The sequence below is a fragment of the Pseudomonas kribbensis genome (assembly GCF_003352185.1).
Classification (GTDB): Bacteria; Pseudomonadota; Gammaproteobacteria; order Pseudomonadales; family Pseudomonadaceae; genus Aquipseudomonas; species Aquipseudomonas kribbensis.
Window position 1 is genome coordinate 2319466 of sequence record NZ_CP029608.1, and the last position, 17399, is coordinate 2336864.

General features: G+C 62.4%; 14 protein-coding genes. 1 reads left to right on the top strand and 13 read right to left on the bottom strand.

Annotation, left to right across the window (positions count from 1 at the left end):
* Positions 1-48: 48 nt before the first annotated feature.
* From DLD99_RS10725 to DLD99_RS10785, 13 genes are read right to left on the bottom strand one after another with little or no spacing between them, the layout of a single operon-like run.
* Complete coding sequence (locus DLD99_RS10725; RefSeq protein WP_114882158.1) at positions 49-1968, bottom strand: hypothetical protein; 1920 nt, start codon at positions 1966-1968, stop codon at positions 49-51.
* Positions 1965-3272 (bottom strand): lipopolysaccharide biosynthesis protein, encoded by a 1308-nt coding sequence (locus DLD99_RS10730; protein WP_114882159.1) that lies wholly within the window; start codon positions 3270-3272, stop codon positions 1965-1967. The genes DLD99_RS10725 and DLD99_RS10730 overlap by 4 nt, the downstream gene beginning before the upstream one ends.
* Positions 3269-4270, bottom strand: coding sequence for a polysaccharide deacetylase family protein (locus DLD99_RS10735; protein ID WP_114882160.1), 1002 nt, complete (start codon positions 4268-4270; stop codon positions 3269-3271). Before DLD99_RS10735 ends, DLD99_RS10730 begins: the two co-directional genes overlap by 4 nt.
* Before the next feature lie 13 nt (positions 4271-4283).
* Positions 4284-5420 carry a glycosyltransferase gene (locus DLD99_RS10740; protein ID WP_114882161.1) on the bottom strand — a complete coding sequence of 379 codons (1137 nt, stop codon included), beginning with the start codon at positions 5418-5420 and terminating at the stop codon, positions 4284-4286.
* Positions 5413-6381: a glycosyltransferase gene (locus tag DLD99_RS10745; protein WP_114882162.1), complete on the bottom strand. Its 969-nt coding sequence runs from the start codon at positions 6379-6381 to the stop codon at positions 5413-5415. The genes DLD99_RS10740 and DLD99_RS10745 overlap by 8 nt, the downstream gene beginning before the upstream one ends.
* Positions 6378-7748, bottom strand: coding sequence for an O-antigen ligase family protein (locus DLD99_RS10750; RefSeq protein ID WP_114882163.1), 1371 nt, complete (start codon positions 7746-7748; stop codon positions 6378-6380). Before DLD99_RS10750 ends, DLD99_RS10745 begins: the two co-directional genes overlap by 4 nt.
* On the bottom strand, positions 7745-8851 hold the full coding sequence (locus DLD99_RS10755; RefSeq protein ID WP_425273014.1) for a glycosyltransferase family 4 protein: 1107 nt from the start codon (positions 8849-8851) through the stop codon (positions 7745-7747). The genes DLD99_RS10750 and DLD99_RS10755 overlap by 4 nt, the downstream gene beginning before the upstream one ends.
* Positions 8836-10428 carry a GumC family protein gene (locus tag DLD99_RS10760; protein WP_114882165.1) on the bottom strand — a complete coding sequence of 531 codons (1593 nt, stop codon included), beginning with the start codon at positions 10426-10428 and terminating at the stop codon, positions 8836-8838. The genes DLD99_RS10755 and DLD99_RS10760 overlap by 16 nt, the downstream gene beginning before the upstream one ends.
* A gap of 17 nt (positions 10429-10445) precedes the next feature.
* Entirely contained in the window at positions 10446-11477 is a 1032-nt protein-coding gene (locus tag DLD99_RS10765; protein WP_114882166.1) for a polysaccharide biosynthesis/export family protein, read from the bottom strand.
* 20 nt (positions 11478-11497) lie between these two features.
* Positions 11498-12145 (bottom strand): CpsD/CapB family tyrosine-protein kinase, encoded by a 648-nt coding sequence (locus DLD99_RS10770; protein ID WP_085712110.1) that lies wholly within the window; start codon positions 12143-12145, stop codon positions 11498-11500.
* Positions 12145-12891, bottom strand: a complete 747-nt coding sequence (locus DLD99_RS10775; protein WP_085712111.1) for a sugar transferase — start codon at positions 12889-12891, stop codon at positions 12145-12147. Before DLD99_RS10775 ends, DLD99_RS10770 begins: the two co-directional genes overlap by 1 nt.
* Positions 12892-12909: 18 nt before the next feature.
* Positions 12910-13947, bottom strand: a complete 1038-nt coding sequence (locus DLD99_RS10780; protein ID WP_114882167.1) for an NAD-dependent epimerase/dehydratase family protein — start codon at positions 13945-13947, stop codon at positions 12910-12912.
* On the bottom strand, positions 13944-15296 hold the full coding sequence (locus DLD99_RS10785) for a UDP-glucose dehydrogenase family protein (protein ID WP_114882168.1): 1353 nt from the start codon (positions 15294-15296) through the stop codon (positions 13944-13946). Before DLD99_RS10785 ends, DLD99_RS10780 begins: the two co-directional genes overlap by 4 nt.
* 391 nt (positions 15297-15687) lie before the next feature.
* Here DLD99_RS10785 and DLD99_RS10790 point away from each other — a divergent pair, with 391 nt between their 5' ends.
* Positions 15688-17385, top strand: coding sequence for a sulfatase-like hydrolase/transferase (locus DLD99_RS10790; RefSeq protein WP_114882169.1), 1698 nt, complete (start codon positions 15688-15690; stop codon positions 17383-17385).
* The last annotated feature ends 14 nt before the right edge of the window (positions 17386-17399 follow it).

Sequence of the window (17399 nt, forward strand, 5' to 3'; positions counted from 1 at the left end):
CATCGCGCGGCAAGTGGCCTGCGCGGCAGGACATCAACGGGCGGTTCATCAAGTACGCCAGCTCAGGGAAAACAGGGTCTGCCCCGGCAGCTCGAAGCGCACGCGCCCGTCCTGGCAACGGAAGGGCGCGTCGCGGCTGCGGTTGTCGGCGCCGAAGTAGCGCAGGGCGCCGTTGTTCAACGGGCACTTGGCGCCCGCCAGATCGACACGCTGCAACCGCGTGCCCTTGTTCACACCCAGCAAGCCGCGCTGATCGTCGCCGGCCATGGCCAGCACATCGACTTCGAAGGCATCGTTTTCCAGCCACAGCACCTTGTGCAGCCAGTGTTGCTGGATGAACTGCTGGGCCAGGCCCACGGGTTTGAGTTCGAAGTGTTGTTCATCCGCCGAGACGCGCAACATGCCTTTCGGATACTCCGGCTCATCGGCGGCCTGGAACCAGTTGAGCATCGTCAGCAAGCCGTCCTGGGAGGCGTTGATCACCACCGAGGCCCACCACAGCGAGGTGTAATGGGTTTCCTGATCGTAGGGGCTCAGGCTTGAGCCGCTGGACAGATTGGTCTGATCCAGCAGCAAGGCCTTGCGCGGCTGGCCCTTGGCATCAAGGCCTACCAGATCGGCGGCGCGACGCACGCTGTCGCGGTACACACGAGTGGCGAGCAGGTCGCGGACCATCCATTCATGCCAGGCCAGTGCGTCGACCTGATCGGCGGATTCGCTCAGCAGTCGCCGGGCCCAGTCGATGCCGCGTTTGTTTGCGGCGTTGTCGGCGAACGGGCCGTTGACCAGTCGCGAACTGGCCGGCATCGCGATGCGCACACCGGCCCGGGCGTTGGCCGGGTCGCTGCGCACCTGGCGGGCCATGCTGGTGAAGATCGAGCGGTATTGCTCGTAACTCGAATAATTGAGATTGGGCTCGTCGGCAAAGCCGATGTAGTGCGTGCCTTTGCCGCCAAGCAGCCGAGTGCTCGCGAGCCAGGCGTCGAGGCCGCCGTTGCTTTGCACGTCGGCACGCAAGTCGGCTTGACGCTGGCTGCCGGCAAGCAAAGTGATGTCCTGACGAATGCCGAAACGGTCCTGATAGACCTGGCGAAACGCATCTTCGAATTGCGGTTTTTTCGCCGTCACGTCGACGAAGCTGTAGTAACTGGCGGCCGTCGGTTTCAGCGCATCGAGGGCAGCATGGCTGGCGGGCGGCGGCATCACGTAGGGCAGGGCGATGCCCAGGTCCGGCGTGCGGCCGAGGACTTTGTCGTGCAGGGTCAGGCGGGTCTGGCCGTCGTCTTCGCGCAGCGGTTTGAGCTGTTGCGGGTTCTGCGCGAACAGATTGGCCGTGCCGTCGAGCCAGAACGCCGCTTTGCCACTGCCTTGCAGACGCAGGCGCCAGACTTGTTCGCGATCGCTGACCGGCAGCGCGACCTGATCGAATTGCCAATAGGCGCGATAAGGCTTCAGCGCCAGTGACAGCTGTTGACCGTCGCTGACCCGCTGCGCTTGCAAGGCGCTGACGCCGCCGTGGAACTTGCCTGCGAGCACCGCGTGTTCACCCGGTGCAATCCTGAAATACAACTCATCGCCGTCACGGGTTTCCGCGCTGAAATGCACCTTGGCCGGGGCGAACAGCGCCACGGTGTTTTCGTCGTGTTCGACCCGGTAATTGCGAAAGCTGTAGCCGGGGATTTCCAGCTGATAACTCGCCGCGCCCGGTGCCAGCGGCCAGCTCTGGCTGCCACGGGTTTCGCTGGCCTTGATGAACCGGTCGCCCTGCAATTTGCCCTGGCCGTCGAGCAGGTACAGGTGCTCTTCGTTGGCGTCCGCCTGCCACGCCGGCGCCCAGCGCACGGTCACGGTGTCGGGGCGATCCGCTTGCAGGTACAGGCTGCCGTCACGGATGTCGCCCCAGCGCATCGACGCCGCGAAGGCGTCCAGCGACAGGCCGAGACCGAGTAGCAGGGCCAGGCTTTTCATGCAGCCTTCCGACGTTGCAGCATCAGCCACATCGGCGCGATGTCGGCGGGCAGGATGATCAGGGTTTGCCAGAACGGCACGCCGCTCAACCGGCAATACAACACCAGCATCGCCACGGTCACCGCCAGATAGGCAATTGACGACGCCGCTGCTGCACCGACAATCCCGTAAGCCGGAATCAGCACCACGTTCAGCGCCAGGTTGAGCAGGGCGCCGAGGCCCATCAGCAGCGACACGGTGCCGGGGCGATTCTTGCCCAGCAGGTCCAGCCGCAGAATGCTCGCGTAGCACAGGCCCAACAGACCCGGCAGCAACGCCAGCAGCGCCGGATACGCCGGTTGATAGGCAACGCCAAACAGCGTGACGATCAGCCATTCGCCGATCACCGCCATGGTCAGGCAGGCGCCGAGCATCACCGTGGCGGTCAGGCGCAGGGCCAGCGGGGTGACCTTGTCCATGCCTTCGTCCTGTTGCAGCAGGCGTTTCATCAGCGGCGTGGTCACGGCTTCGGGGACGATCAACAGCAGTTCGGCGGCGGCGCTGGCCATGGCGTAATGACCCAGCGCGGTACTGCCAAGGAGGGCGCCGATGAACAGGTAATCGGAACGCAGGATGACTTGCTGGAACAGCAGATCCGGATGACTGCGGGCGCTGTAGCGCAGCAGTTCGTTCTGGCTGGCGCGGTCCCATTGCAGCTGCAACGGCTGCGCGCGCTTGAGCCAGACCCAACCGGCCAGCACCACCAGGCTGATTCCCGCCAGCCAACTGATCAGCGCCGCTTCCAGGGCCGCTTCCTTCCACATCCAGAACAGCGCGAGAAACAACAGCAGCGGTGCCAGGGATTCCACCAGACGCAAGGCATTGAAGGCGACCACGCCGCCGGATGCATTGTGCAACGTCAGCAGGCCGCTCTTGAGCACGGTCAAAGGCACCGCCAGCAGCAACAGCCACGCCAGCAGGCCGAGTTGCACGGTCACGTCCAGTTCACTGCCGAACTCGCGCACCAGCGCCACCACCAGCAAGGTCAACAACCCCGCCAGCAAGCAACCGAAGACCAGCACCTGAGCCAGCAGCAAGCCCATCGGCCGCTGCTTGGCGGCCTGGTAACCGACAGCGGAATTCAAGCCACCGCTGGTGGCCGCGCTGATCAGGTCGGGCAGGGTGCTGAGCAGGGCAAACAGGCCGCGCTCGCTGGGGCCGAGAATCCGCGCCAGCAACACGTTTCTCAGCAGGCGCAGGGCGATCATCGCCAGTTTGGTGCCCATGCTCAGCGCCAGGTGCTTGAGGTAACTGCTTCGACTCATGGTCGCGCCCCGCGAAAGATCCGCCACGACAGCAGCTCGGGGTTGCGCGCCGTCCGTTGACTGACGCCGAAGCGCGGCAGGTTCAGTGGATCTCCGGCACCGCGATAGATCCCGGTGCCGGTGCCGAGGGCGAACGGATAATCGTGGCTGGCAATCTGTTCACGGACTCGCGCGTCGTTATCGCCGTTGGGGTAGCAGTACACCGGCAATGGCCGGTTGCAGCCGTTGTTCAGGGCGTCGCGGCTGCGGCTGATTTCTTCGCTCAGGCGCACATCGTCGAGAGCAGTGAGGATCGCGTGGCTGGCACCGTGAGGACCGAAACGCACCAGCCCCGAAGCCTCCATCGCCCGCACCTGATGCCAGTCCAGCGCCTGGGGCAGTGACTCTGGCGGGCATTCGTTGGTCAGGCGTTCGAGGATCGAAGGGTCGGTGTTCTTCAAGCTTTGCAGATAGTGCAGCAACGTCAGGCTGCGACGATCCACATCGATGTCGTCCATCAGCACCGGCAATGGGTGGTGGAGCGCCTGCAGACAGTCGATCAGGTGCATGCGCGGTTTTTCGCCGTGGCTGCCCCACAGGGTTTCTCCGATGCTTTCCCACCAGAAGCGCTGGCGGCTGCCGATGAAATCAGTGGAGAGGAAAATGCTCGCCGGCACCTGATGCTTTTGCAGCAGCGGGAAGGCATTGGCGGCGTTGTCGCGCCAGCCGTCATCGAAGGTCAGCGCCACTTGCGGGCGCTCGCGGCGCAGGGCGTTGGGCTGGAGGATTTCCATCAGCGGCACGCAGTCGAAGTGCCTGCGCAGCCACACCAGCAGATGCTCGAAGGCTTTCGGGCCGACGCACAGTTCGTTGCGATGCGGCAGGTCGGCGGCGCGGTCGTTGGACAGCACCCGGTGCAACATCAGGATCACCCCGGCGCCGTGCAACTGGTTTCGTCCCACGGGCGAGTTGAGATAGAGCCAGCCACTGGTGCGTTTTATCAGTTGTTTGATCGCCATGGCTTGAGCCCTCTCAACGGTTTTGGTCAGGGTTCCACTGGGCGTAACGCTGGCCGCGCAAAAACTGCCACAGGCCGATGCTCATGCCCGCCAATGTCACCAGCAGGAATGCCGCAAGGCGGAACGGTTTGGGTAAGCGGTGTTGCGAATCCAGCAGACCGGCAATCGCGATGGCGTAGCCGATCAGTTGCGCGATCAGACTCAGGCGATAGAAACCGTGGTCATCCCACAGCCAGAAATTGCTCAGCAGCAACGGCAGCAACAAGATCGGTGCCAGCCGCCGGATCAGCTTGTGGCTGATCAGCGCGATCGAATACAGCCCGTGCTTGAGCGGATTGAGCAGCTCACTGCGCTGGGCCAGGCTTTGCAGGCCGCCGACGGTGACCCGCTGGCGCCGGCGGAATTGTTTGTCCGCTTCATCGACGCCGTGGTCGATCACCTGCGCTTCCGGCACGTAGACGATGCGTTTGAATTTCACCGGGGCGCAGGTGCTGATGAAGAAGTCGTCGTTGACTTCCGCTGGCACGTCTTCGAACAACTCACGGCGCAGGGCAAGCAGGGCGCCGTCGGCCGAGACCATGCAGCCGGTGCGGTTCTCGACCCGGCGCAGCCAGCCTTCGTAATGACGATAGAGGCTGTCGCCGACACTCAAACCGCCGCCGGTGACCGGGATCACCATGTGCCCGGCGCAGGCGCCGACCTGCGGATCGCTCAGGGGCGCGAGCAGGTAGCCGAGGGTTTCCCGCGACCATTGGTTGTCGGCATCGGTGAACACCAGAATGTCGCCCGTGGCCAGGGCCACGCCTGCATTGAGTGTCGCCGCCTTGCCCTGACGCGGCAGGTCGAGCACGGTGATCCGTGGGTCGACCACCTTGTGCGCGCACGCCACGGTGTCGTCGCTGGAACCGTCACTGGCCAGAATGATTTGCAGGGTGGCCGGCTGATAATCCTGGGACAGCAGCGAGCGCAGCTTGTGTTCGATGTGCCGCGCCTCGTTGTGCGCGGCGATCACGATGCTGATGTTCAGCGGGGGCGTCGGGCTGTGGCGCCACGCCGGAAACAGCGGCGCCAGCAGCGTCAGCAGCAACGGGTAGCCGACGTAGGCGTACACCGGCAGCAACAGGCACATCCAGAAAATGAACTCAGCCACGGGCAGGCCTCCTGGCATTCCAATGACACAGACTGAGAATGAACGCCGCGCCGGCCAGGTGCAGGCGCACCCAATGCAGTCCCCACAGTTGCAGGGTCAGGCCGATATCGTGCTGGCGGCGACTCTGACGAATGCTGAGCACCAGCGCCGGGATCGTGGTCATGAACACCATGACCGCGGCGTGATGGGGAAAACCGTTGAGCAGCGCGGAGATCGCCAGCAGATCCAGCAGCCACGCCGCCAGCGACAACAGCGGAAAACGCAGCAGGCGCAGGCTGAAACCATGGGTGCGCAGCAGCTGCAAATGGCTGCCCTGGCGCCACATTTCCTTGCCCATCCATTCGCGCCAGTTCATTTCGTAGCCCCAGTGCAGGGCCACGGATTCGTTGACCGACAGCAGGCGTGCGCCCTGTTCGCTCTGGCGCAGGGTGAACTCCTTGTCTTCGCCGGTGCGCAGGGATTCGTTGAACCCGCCGACCTTGTCGAACCAGCGCCGATGCATCAGCAGGTTGGAGCTGGGCAACCAGTCCACGGCATGGGCGGTGTGGCTGGTCGGGCGCAGGGTGCGGCGTTGCCAGGCCACGGCGTACCACGGTGCAGAGGCGGGGGTGTGCAGATCCAGCCCGAACACATCGGCGTGACCCTCGGCCTCGAGGGCGAAGAGCCCGGTGAGCCAGTCTTCGGGCATTTCGATGTCGGCATCGATGAACGCCAGCCAGTCACCGGTGGCGACGGCGGTGCCGCGATTGCGCAGGGCGCCGATCAACACGCCCGGCACCACCAGCACTTGCGCGCCGAACTGGCGGGCGATCTGCGGGCCCTCATCGCTGGAGCCGTTATCGACCACGATCAGTTCGCACTCGACATTGGCCGCATGGGCGGCTTTCTGCGCCGCCAGCAGGGTGCGGCCGATGTGGCGGCCCTCGTTGTACATCGGGATGACGACACTGATCCGGCTCATGCCCTGGTCTCCACCAACGGTGCTTGCTCGGCCTTCAGGCGCAGGACGCTGGTGAGCGCGAGCATGATCCACACGTACTTCTGGTTCGGTGCACTGAGGAACATCAGGAACAGGGTCAGCGACAGGAAACCCACCCCCAGGTGGGTCATCATGTCGGCCTGTTCCCAGTCGCGGCGCTGCATCCAGGCGCGGCGCGCGCGAATCAGGTTGTACAGGCCCAGCGCGAGCATGCCGACGAACAGCAGCCCGGCGGGAATCCCCAGTTCGCTGAAGATTTCCAGGTAGGTGTTGTGCGCCCGGCGATACAAGTCACCGATCTTGCGGTTGGCGGAAAACGCCTTGGCGTAGCCGGTGGTGGCGTAATGCAGAGGGAAGGTGCCGGGGCCGGAACCAAGCAACGGGTTCTCGCGGATCATCTGGCTGCCGACCACGATGTACGAAGCGCGGCGGCCAAGGGATTCGTCATCGTGGCCACGGGCGCCGGCACTGAGCACGCTCAGCGACTGGATACGCGCCAGATAGCCGGCGGGCATCGCATAGATCGCCAGCGGAATCACGATCGCCAGGCCAAGCATGGCGAAGCCCAGGTGCCGTGGACGGATGCGTGTCAGTTGCGCGCGGTAGTGCCAGCAACCGATCACCAGACTCAACGCCAGCACCACCAGCCCGGAGCGCGATTCGGTCTTGGTCATGCCGCCGAGCAGCAGCAGGCAGCAACCGCCCCAGAACAACCGGTGCAACAGGTTCGGGCTACGAATGATCAACAGCAGGCCCAGCGGTACGGCGAAGGCGATCAGCATGGCGAAGGCGTTCGGGTCTTCGAGCAGACCGGCGGCGCGGCCCTGATCCTGGAATTTGGTCGAGAACATCGCCATCGCGCAGGTGGCGCTGACGGCCAGCGTCACCAGGCGGGCGAACAGGTCGAGGTTCAATTCGCGTCCGATCAGCAAGGTGATGACGAACAGGATCAGACCGACGCTGAGTTCGCGCAGATGACCCAGAGACATGCCCATGTCATCGGTGTTGAGCAGGCTCAGAAAGTACAGAACCATGAACCAGATCAGGTAACGCCAGATATTGCTGCGCAGGCGTTCCGCCGGGATCTGATGCATCGCCAGTTGCAGCATCAGGATCACGGCCAGCGACGCGCCGATCAGCTTGCTGCCCGACAGCGAGCTGTCCTTGAAGAAGCCCTCGAACGGCACCAGCGCGGCAATGCCGAGCAGGCCCCAGGTCGGCTTGCGGTAGAGCACGGCGAACCCCACCAGACCGAGCACTGCGCCCGGCGCAAGATAGGGCCACGGACTGGCCAGCAAGGCGATGCAGACCAGACCCAGCAAGCTGACGATCGAGAGCGGGAAAATCATGCGCGTGCCTCCCGTGCCGTGCGGATGTACAGCTGCGACCAGCGTTCGGCCAGGGCCTTGAGGTCGTAGCGGTCCTGTTGCGTGCGTTTTGCGTTGTCCCGCAGCCGGCGCGCCAGCCCGCTGTCGCTCAGCAGCGTGTCGAGCTGACGGCCCAGTGCGGTACTGTCGGTCGGCGCGGCGAGCAGGCCGTTGTGCCGGTGTTCCAGCACATCGGGAATCCCGCCGACCGCAAAGGCCACCACCGGCACGCCGGTCTGCATGGCCTCCAGCAAAATCATCGGTGTGCCTTCGGTGCGCGAGCTGATCACCAGCGCGTCGAGCCGCTGCCACCAGTGGCGCATGTCGTTCTGATAACCCGGCAGACGAATGCGCTGCTGCAACCCGGCGGCGTCGATCCGCGCCTGCAGCGCCTCGCGTTCAGGGCCGTCACCAAGCATTACTGCGTCGAGTTGCGGGTGCTGATGACACAGCGGGATCAGGGCATCGAGGAACAGATCCGGGCCTTTCTCGCTGCTCAAGCGGCCGACATATCCGGCGAGCCAGCGCGGATTTTCAGCTTGCAGCGTTTGCTGGGCGACCGCTGCCGGCAGGCCGTTGGGGATCACTTGCAGCTTCTCCGCCTGCACGCTGGCCTGGCGGTGCAGCACCGCGATGCTTTCGGCCACGCACACCACCCGGTCCACCGAGGCGGTGCGGCACAGTTGCAGGCTGAGCCAGGTGTAGAACTTCTGCTTGCGGCTGCGCGGAGTAAAACCGTGTTGCGTGATCACCAGCGGCAGACGCAACAGCGAAGCGCCGACCCAGCCGAACAACAGGCCCTTGAAATTATGGGTGTTGATCAACGGACGCTCCGCCCGGCGCTGGCGCAAATGCCCGAGCAGTGCGCCGAGCCCGGCGCACCCTTGCGCATCGACGCCAGCTTCGCGAAAGCGCTCGATCAGCTGCGCTGGCGCATCGAGAAACAGCACCTGATGCTGCCCCGGTGTTGCCAGGCAATGATCCAGCAACATCCGCTCGGCCCCATAGAAGCCGCCGCTGCTGAGCAAATGAATGATCGGCAGCGCAGCGTTCGGGGAGGACGGCGTGTTCAATTGCGCACCCAGTGCACGAAGCTTGGCACGGTCCAGTTCTTGTGCGGATTGCCCGGTTGGGTGCTCTGATCGTTGATCACCAGCAGCACCGGTACGCCCAGCTCGTGGCTGATTTGCGCCGGGTGTTTGAAGCGGTGATCGAAGAACTCACGCACGTAGACCAGGGCAATCGCCAGCAGCAGGCCGGTGAACAGACCGAACGGAATGATCAGCAGCGGTTTGGGAAACGCCGCTTCGGTCGGCTCGAACGGTGGGCTCAGGACCCGGGCGTTCGACAGGTCGTCGTTCAGCGCGCGGGTGGTGCTGCTTTCGGCGAAGCGTTGGGCGTAGGTCGAGAACGCGGCATGCAGGGCGTCGATTTCGGTGTCCATCTGCCGCAGTTTGCTTTGGGTCTGCTGCAGGTCATGGATGCGCGCCTTGAACTCGGCGATGCGTGCCGTCTTCTGATCGATCACCTGTTGCACCACGGCCAGATCGTTGGTGCGTTCCTGAATGCGGTTGCTCACCACTTTGAGGAATTGCTGGCGGGTGCGGGCGATCTGTTCGCGGGTCAGCAGCATCGGCTCGCTGCCGGGCTGGAACACTGCCAGATCATTCATGTAGCGGCTGACCTGGGTGGTCAGTTGCTCGCCCAATTGTTTGATCTCCCGGTCTTCGAACGCCACGTTGTCGACGGTGGTGGTGAAGGTGTAGGGGAAGGTGTAGTCATTGAGCTTGTTGTTGCTGGCGGCGGCCAGGCTGGTTTTCAGGTATTCCAGCCAGCGCTGGCTTTGCAGCAGGCGATCCTGATACAGGTTCAGCGCCTGTTCTTCGGTGTTGATCGCATTCAGACGGAAGGTGATTTCTTCCTTTGGATCTGCCGCGCCGACACGTTCCAGCAAGGCCTGGCGATTGGCTTCCAGACCATCGAGGCGCACCTGATACAAGTGCTTCTTGGTCTCGTAGAAGGACTGCGGCAGGTCGATCGATTGCAGCGCCTGACGGCTGATCAGATAGTTCTGCAGCAGGGCGGCAACGAAGGTCGTGCCTTGATGCGGATCCGGGAAGCTGTAGACGATCGAGATCACGTTGGAGCCGGGCAGGGTCTCGATCTTCAGGCTGTCGATGGCCTGTTGCGTCAGCCCGTCGAGCACGGTGTCACGCACCGGATCGGTCTCCAGCCCCAGCAGGTTGCGCAGCGGGTTGATCAGGTATTGGCGCAGCGGCGAGGTGATGTAGCGCCGGAACGGATCGCCGATCAGTTTGGCGAACATTCCGGGGGGCGGGGTGTATTCACCCTTGTCCCGCAGTTCGCTGATGGTCTGGCGGATCAGTGCCGGCGAACGCAGGATGTTGCTCTCGGTTTCCATGTCTGCCAATGACGGCGGAATGAAGGTGGCGTTGTCCACGGTCAGCGACGTGGTGGCGTCGCCCTGGGAGAGTTTTTTCGACTGCACGATCACCTGGGCGGTGATATCGAAGCTCTGTTTGAGCACCATCGGCAGCACCAGCGCGATCACTGCAAAGATCAGGAAGACACGCTTCACCAGCCGTTTGTTGGCGAAGAAGATCCTGAAGAACTCATGCAGGTAGTTTTCCTTTGGATTCATGTCAGGTCACCTGAGAGTCAGTTGTGGGTACTGCTGTCGGTTTTGTTGTCGAGGCGGTAGCTGAAACTCATGCCCACCCCTTGAAACAGCACGACATCAGCCAGTTGACGGGCGAGTTCGCCGGCACTGGCCAGTTTGGTCTTCGGCACGTAGAGCATGTCGTCCGGTTGCAGGTAGGCGATCTGCGAGGCATCGCCGGACAGGGCTTTTTCCACGTCGTAATGGACGGCCTGCACCTGGTTGCCGTTGCGACGCATGATCACCACCGAATCCAGCCGCGCCTTGATGTTGGTGCCACGGGCCAGGGTCAGCGCCTCGAGCACCGAGACCGGCCGGCGGATCGGGTAGGACCCCGGCTGGCCGACTTCACCCAGCACATAGATCTCGTTGCCGGCGGTGGACTTGAGCATGACGTCGACGCTCATCCGGCCGGGCAGTTGCGCATAGCGTTTGTTGAGGAAGGTTTCCAGTTGATTGACGGTCATGCCTTGCAGCGGCACCGCACCGATTTCCGGGAAGCTTGCGTAGCCGTCGTTACCCACCGTGATCTCGCGGCTCATGCCGGTGGCCGGGTGGTTGAGGGCGCTTTTCAGGTTCTGCTCGTTGGTCAGCGGACTGATGATCTGCACGGTCAGCTGATTGCGGTTGGGCTGGAACAACTGTTTGCGCTGATAGGCACGCTGGATTTCATCCCGGGCTTCATCGCTGGTCAGCCCGGCGATTTTCACCGAAGTGTTGGCGCCCGGCAGATTGATGGTGCCGTCCGGCAGCACCAGTTGATTGCCGTTGAGCTGGCTGGCAGCGGTGAAGTTCAGGCCGATCTGGTCACCCGACTGCACGCGGTAAGCGTCCGAGCCGCTGGTGCTGATGTGGAAGATCACATCCAGCACATCCTGCGGGCGCAGGGTCTGCTCGATCTTCGGCATGTCGGTGGCCTGGGCGTTGGCCGGGGTGGCGGTGAGGATATTCACCGGCATGGTCTGGGTTTCGGAGTTGCTGGAGCAACCTGCAAGCGGCAGCATCAGCAGAACCAGTATCTTGGCGTTCATTGCGTCATCCCTCGCGTTGCTTACAGGTTTTTGTACAGCCATTTGGGCATGTAGTACTTGCGCCGGTTGAACACGCTGCCGACCACTTTCGCCCCGGCCTGGGTCAGCCGTTGTACCGCGGCCTGGGCGACTTCCCAGCGGGTGTCCTCGGCCCGGACCACGAACACCACGCCGTCGGCCTGGGTGCTGAGCACCAGGGTGTCGGCGGCGGAGTACACGGCATCGCCGTCGATCACCACGAAGCGGTACTGGCTGCCCAACTGGTCGAGCAGCGGGCTCAGGCGTTCGGCGGTGAGCATGTCCATGGTGCGGATCGGCCGGCCGTTGGGCAGTACGTGGAAGGGCAGGCTGGACACCTGCACGACGCAGTCCTGCAACAGCGGCGGGTTGTCAGGGTTGAACAACAGGTCGCGCAGACCGCGCTCCTTGCCCAGGTTCAGTTGCTGGGTGAGGTTGTTCGCCGACTGGCTGGCATCGACGTAGAGCACCAGTCCGCTGCTCATCTGCGCCAGTTGACTGGCCATGGCCAGCGCGCTGGTGGTGGTGCCGGCGCCGGGGTTGGCGGCGGTCAGGAACAGGATCCGCAGATCCAGGTCCAGCACGGTCGACGTCAGGTTCGACTCGCTGGGGCTGGCAATGCTCAGGCTTTTGTTGGTTGAACCGTCCATTAGCTTGCTCCGTGGCCGCTGAATACTTTGAAAGGGGTTTTCAACAGGATCTTCAAATCAAGCAACAGGCTCTGCTCGGCGATGTAGCTGAGGTCCAACTCAACGCGCTGGTCGAAGTCGATATTGCTGCGCCCGGAGATCTGCCACAGGCCGGTCATGCCGGGGTAGATCGCCAGACGGGCGAGGTGCTTGTCCTTGTAGCGGTAGGCGTTGAACGAGGTCGGACGAGGCCCGACCAGGCGCATGTCGCCGGTCACCACATTGATCAGGTTGGGCAGTTCGTCGAGGCTGGTGCGCCGCAGGAAACCGCCGATCCGGGTGATGCGCGGATCCTGGTCGATCTTGAAATCGATCGCGTCGGCACCGTGCTTGTTGAGGTGGCGCAGCGACTCTTTCAGTTCTTCGGCGTTGGCGACCATGGTGCGAAATTTGTACATGCCGAACTTGCGCCCGCGATAGCCGGTGCGTTTCTGCACGAACATCACCGGGCCTTTGCTGGTGAACTTGATGGCGAGTGCCAGGCCGATCAGCAGCGGCGAAATCATCACCAGAATCACCAGCGCGCCGAAGCAGGCCAGCACCCGGTTGGTGCGCGACAGCTGCCATGGCCGGCCACCCTCGCGCCCGGTCACCCAGCCTTGCCCCTGGCGGTGGATGGCCGCGTCGAGGCGCATTCGGTGTTCCGGATCCATGCGTTTGTCACGAACCAGATGTTGGATCGGTACACCTTTCTCATGTCCAGTCATGGAGTCCTCCGCTGGTGTTCAGCCGCGAACGGCGCGTGGGCGACAGGCAGTCGGGTAGTAATCGCGATACCAGGCGATGAAACGCCCGAGGCCTTCATCCAGCTCTATCCGGGGCTGGAACCCGGTGGCCTGGGCCAGATCGTCGGTGTCGGCACAGGTGTTGAGCACGTCGCCCGGTTGCAGGGGCAGCAGCTCGACAATGGCTTTCTGACCGAGGTGTTTTTCCATCAGGGCCAGGTAGGTTTTCAGCTCCACCGGATGGTGGCCGCCGATGTTGAACAGGCACCACGGCGCCATGCTGCTGCCCGCGTCGGGGTGTTCGCGGTCCCAGTCCGGATGGGTATGCGGCGGGTGGACCGTGAGGCGGGCAATGCTCTCGACGATGTCGTCGATGTAGGTGAAATCGCGTTGATGCATGCCGTAATTGAACAGCTTCAACGGCAGGCCTTCGGTGATGGCCCGGGCGAACTGGATCGGCGACATGTCCGGCCGGCCCCAGGGCCCGTAAACCGTGAAAAAGCGCAGCCCGGTGCAGGGAATGCCAAACAGATAGCTGTAGCTGTGGGCCATCAGCTCATTGGCTTTTTTGGTCGCGGCGTACAGCGACAACGGGTGATTGACGTCGTCATGCACCGTGTACGGCGTGTGCTGATTCGCGCCGTATACCGAACTCGACGAGGCATAGATCAGATGCTCGACCGGGTGGTGCCGGCAGCTTTCCAGAATGTTCAGGAAACCACTCAGATTGCTGTTCAGATAGGCCTGTGGATTTTCCAGCGAATAACGTACCCCGGCCTGCGCCGCCAGGTGGATCACCACTTGCGGGCACTCGCGGACAAACAGCGCATCGACGGCGGCGGCGTCGGCCAGATCGACTCTGGCGATCTGGAAATCGCCGACCTGGCCACGCACCCAGCGCACGCGGTCATGCTTGAGCTGCGGGTCGTAATAGGCATTGAAATTGTCCAGGCCGATGACCTGATGCCCGTCACGCATCAATCGCAACACGCAATGAGCACCAATGAACCCGGCCGCACCGGTGACGAGGATTTTCATGACCGCAACCCGTCAGGCGCGATATGCCGCAGACCGATGCCGCTGTAGTGCAGGCCGGCGGCCGCCACTTGTTCCGGGTTGTAGAGGTTGCGCCCGTCGATGATCACCTTCGAGCGCAGCTTGTCGGCCAGCAGTTCGAAGTCCACCACGCGAAAGTTCTTCCACTCGGTGCAGATCACCAGTGCGTCGGCGTCTTCCAGGGTGTCGTCGCGGGTGGCGCACAGGTGCAGGTCATCGCGGTAACCGTAGATGCGCCGGCATTCCGACATGGCTTCCGGATCGTAGGCCTGCACGCTGGCGCCTTCGGCCCACAGTGCATCCATCAGATAACGGCTGGGGGCTTCGCGCATGTCATCGGTGTTGGGTTTGAACGCCAGGCCCCAGACGGCAATGGACTTGCCAGCCAGGCCCTGCGGGAACTGCGCTTTCAGTTTGCTGAACAGGATGTGCCGCTGCGTATCGTTGACGTCGGTGACACTGCGCAGCAGTTTCAGCGGCATGCCGTTGTGCTCGGCGGTGTGCAGCAGGGCGCGCAGATCCTTGGGAAAGCACGAGCCACCGAAGCCGCAGCCGGGGTAGATGAAGTGATAACCGATGCGCGGGTCCGAGCCGATGCCCTTGCGCACGGCTTCGATGTCGGCGCCCAGCAGTTCGGTGAGGTTGGCCAGTTCGTTCATGAAGCTGATGCGGGTGGCGAGCATCGCGTTGGCCGCGTACTTGGTCAGCTCGGCGCTGCGGTTGTCCATGAACATCAGTTTTTCGTGGTTGCGGCAGAACGGTGCATACAGTTCGCTCAACTGCTCCCGAGCCTCGGGGTCCAGGGTGCCGACGATGATCCGGTCCGGGCGCATGCAGTCGGCGAGGGCGCTGCCCTCCTTGAGGAATTCCGGGTTGGACACGATCCGCACGTTCAGGCCGTTTTTGCCGCGCCGGCGCAATTCGTTGTTGGCGGTATCGAGTACCTGATCCGCCGTGCCGACCGGCACGGTGGACTTGATGATCAGGGTGCGATCGGCCTCCATGAAGCTTGCGATCTGCCGTGCCACGTTGAGCACGTGGCTGAGGTCGGCGGAACCGTCTTCGTCGGCCGGCGTACCCACGGCGATGAAGATCAGTTCGGCGTGTTCAACGGCATCGCTGGCCTGGGTGGTGAACAGCAAACGCCCGGCCTTGATGTTTTCTTCCAAAGTTGCCGACAGACCCGGTTCACTGATAGGCGGAACTGCCTGTTGCAGTTGTTTAATCTTGTTCGGATCTATATCGACACACAGTACTCGATGTCCGACATCGGCAAGTGCCGCAGCTTGTATCAGGCCAACATAGCCCGTACCAAATACGCTCACGTCCATATTGGCGTGCCTCGTAAGACGGTGGAGGAAGATCGAATTGGAACTGTCAAAAGGGGTATAGCGCAGGGTGGGAAAAGCGTGTCAGCAAAATGACATGTTGCATGTGTATAACACCCCCGTTTTTGGGGGCTAATAGCCATCAAGTACTTGCTGCATCTGGATTTGTCCCGTCCTTGACATGTTTTTCACAATTCAAAGAAAACGATAAACGGTCGTAGGCCACAAAATTCAAGGGCTGTAGAGACTTGGGTGTGTCAGTAATGAGTCAATGTTTTTTTGACGCTTTTGGCAAAAGTCCGACAATTCTTGCGCTTTGATAGCGCGGTGCTAGTGTCAGAAATTGACCGACAATTCATTGACCGTGCCCCGTCGGCAGCGCCCCGGAACCGCCATGTTTCGATATTTGAAAGAACTGCTTTTAGTTATTTATCTATTGCTTTATTCCGATTATTACCTTGAACGTTTAAACGCCATGGGTATCGGTCCGGCAGTACTGCTTTTTGGCGCGATGTTTTTGGCGCTGACTTTCGCATTACTACTAACGGCGTATATAAGGCAGACTTTCATTCGGCACTTGTTCGCATTGGCGATGTTTATTTCGGCGGTGTTCTTTGATGTATATACCCGGGTTACTGCCGATTACCTGACGTACAGCAGTTTTGTCTCGCTGGTGTATTCCGGCGGCTTTATCCAGGAGGCGGCCTACCAGTACCGGGACGCGATCGTCCACGGGCTACTCAACGGACTTTTGCTGTTGATCGGCATCGGCCTGCGGCCGCGTCATTCGATTCCGGTTCCCAATGCGCTGCGAGTCGCGGCGCCAGTGGCGGGTGTATTGCTGCTCAGCGCAGTGCTGTTCGTGCGGGCCGGGGAAGGGGCGCGGGGCCTGCCGATCATGTACACGCCGCTGGCCTACCTCAACCTGTTCGGCTACGAGGCGCTGCACAACACTGTCGGCCCCCGTGAGCCGGTGACCCTGGCGCGCAACGGCCCGGCGGTGAGTCACGACATCGTGCTGATCATCGACGAAAGCATTTCCGGCAATTATCTGGACATCAACGCGCCGTTCGGTGTGCACAGCAACCTCAAGCAGGCGCATCCGGGTGTCGACATTTTCAATTACGGCTATGCGGCGTCCATCGCCAATTGCAGCGCCGACACCAACGTCACCCTGCGCTATGGCGGCACCCGCGCCGATTACATGCGCATCAACAGCACGCTGCCGTCGATCTGGCAATACGCGAAAAAGTCCGGCCTGCGCACCGTGTACATCGACGCCCAGCGCACCGGCGGCAACCTGCAGAACCTGATGACCGATACCGAGAAAAAGGACATCGACGAATTCGTGCAATTCGACCAGACCAGCGTCCGCGACCGCGACATGGCCGCCGCTGCCAAGCTGATCGAATTGCTCAACGACGACAAACCGGAGCTGGTGGTGATCAACAAGGTCGGCGCGCATTTCCCGGTGCACGACAAATACCCGGACGCCTTCATGGCCTACCGCCCGACCTTGCCACGGGGCCAGTTCACCGAAATCGCCGACACCGGCAAGCGCGACGGCTTCAACGGCCAGCCGGATGACTGGGTGCTGTACCGCAACGCCTACAAGAACACCGTGTTGTGGAATGTCGGCGAATTTTTCTCGCGGGTGTTTGCCCAGGCCAATCTGAATAACGCGCTGCTGATCTACACCTCGGACCACGGCCAGGACCTGCACGAACGTGGCAACCCGGGGCTCAACACCCATTGCGGCGGCGACCCGGTGGAAGAGGAGGGACTGGTGCCGCTGGTGGTGATTCAGGGCGATCAGTTGCACACGCTCGACTGGTCGGCACAACTGGCGGCGAACAAGGATCGCTCCAGTCACTACAACATCTTCCCGACCCTGCTGCAGTTGATGGGCTACGACCTGGCGGGGATCGAATCGATCTACGGCAAACCGCTGAGCGTGCCGACGGCGGACGACTTCACCTTCAACTACCGCTTCAATGCGCGGTTGGGGGCCAAGCCCGAGTGGAAACACATCGACCTGAACAGCATCGTCACGCCGGGAGAGGCGCCGACGAGTGTTGCAGCCGGGCAGTAACCCATCGCGATCCG

What these genes read in the sequence shown, in the direction of transcription:
- DLD99_RS10725 (WP_114882158.1), bottom strand. Translation starts at nt 1,968, where the DNA reads ATGAAAAGCCTGGCCCTGCTACTCGGTCTCGGCCTGTCGCTGGACGCC.
- DLD99_RS10730 (WP_114882159.1), bottom strand. Translation starts at nt 3,272, where the DNA reads ATGAGTCGAAGCAGTTACCTCAAGCACCTGGCGCTGAGCATGGGCACC.
- DLD99_RS10735 (WP_114882160.1), bottom strand. Translation starts at nt 4,270, where the DNA reads ATGGCGATCAAACAACTGATAAAACGCACCAGTGGCTGGCTCTATCTC.
- DLD99_RS10745 (WP_114882162.1), bottom strand. Translation starts at nt 6,381, where the DNA reads ATGAGCCGGATCAGTGTCGTCATCCCGATGTACAACGAGGGCCGCCAC.
- DLD99_RS10750 (WP_114882163.1), bottom strand. Translation starts at nt 7,748, where the DNA reads ATGATTTTCCCGCTCTCGATCGTCAGCTTGCTGGGTCTGGTCTGCATC.
- DLD99_RS10760 (WP_114882165.1), bottom strand. Translation starts at nt 10,428, where the DNA reads ATGAATCCAAAGGAAAACTACCTGCATGAGTTCTTCAGGATCTTCTTC.
- DLD99_RS10765 (WP_114882166.1), bottom strand. Translation starts at nt 11,477, where the DNA reads ATGAACGCCAAGATACTGGTTCTGCTGATGCTGCCGCTTGCAGGTTGC.
- DLD99_RS10770 (WP_085712110.1), bottom strand. Translation starts at nt 12,145, where the DNA reads ATGGACGGTTCAACCAACAAAAGCCTGAGCATTGCCAGCCCCAGCGAG.
- DLD99_RS10775 (WP_085712111.1), bottom strand. Translation starts at nt 12,891, where the DNA reads ATGACTGGACATGAGAAAGGTGTACCGATCCAACATCTGGTTCGTGAC.
- DLD99_RS10780 (WP_114882167.1), bottom strand. Translation starts at nt 13,947, where the DNA reads ATGAAAATCCTCGTCACCGGTGCGGCCGGGTTCATTGGTGCTCATTGC.
- DLD99_RS10785 (WP_114882168.1), bottom strand. Translation starts at nt 15,296, where the DNA reads ATGGACGTGAGCGTATTTGGTACGGGCTATGTTGGCCTGATACAAGCT.
- DLD99_RS10790 (WP_114882169.1), top strand. Translation starts at nt 15,688, where the DNA reads ATGTTTCGATATTTGAAAGAACTGCTTTTAGTTATTTATCTATTGCTT.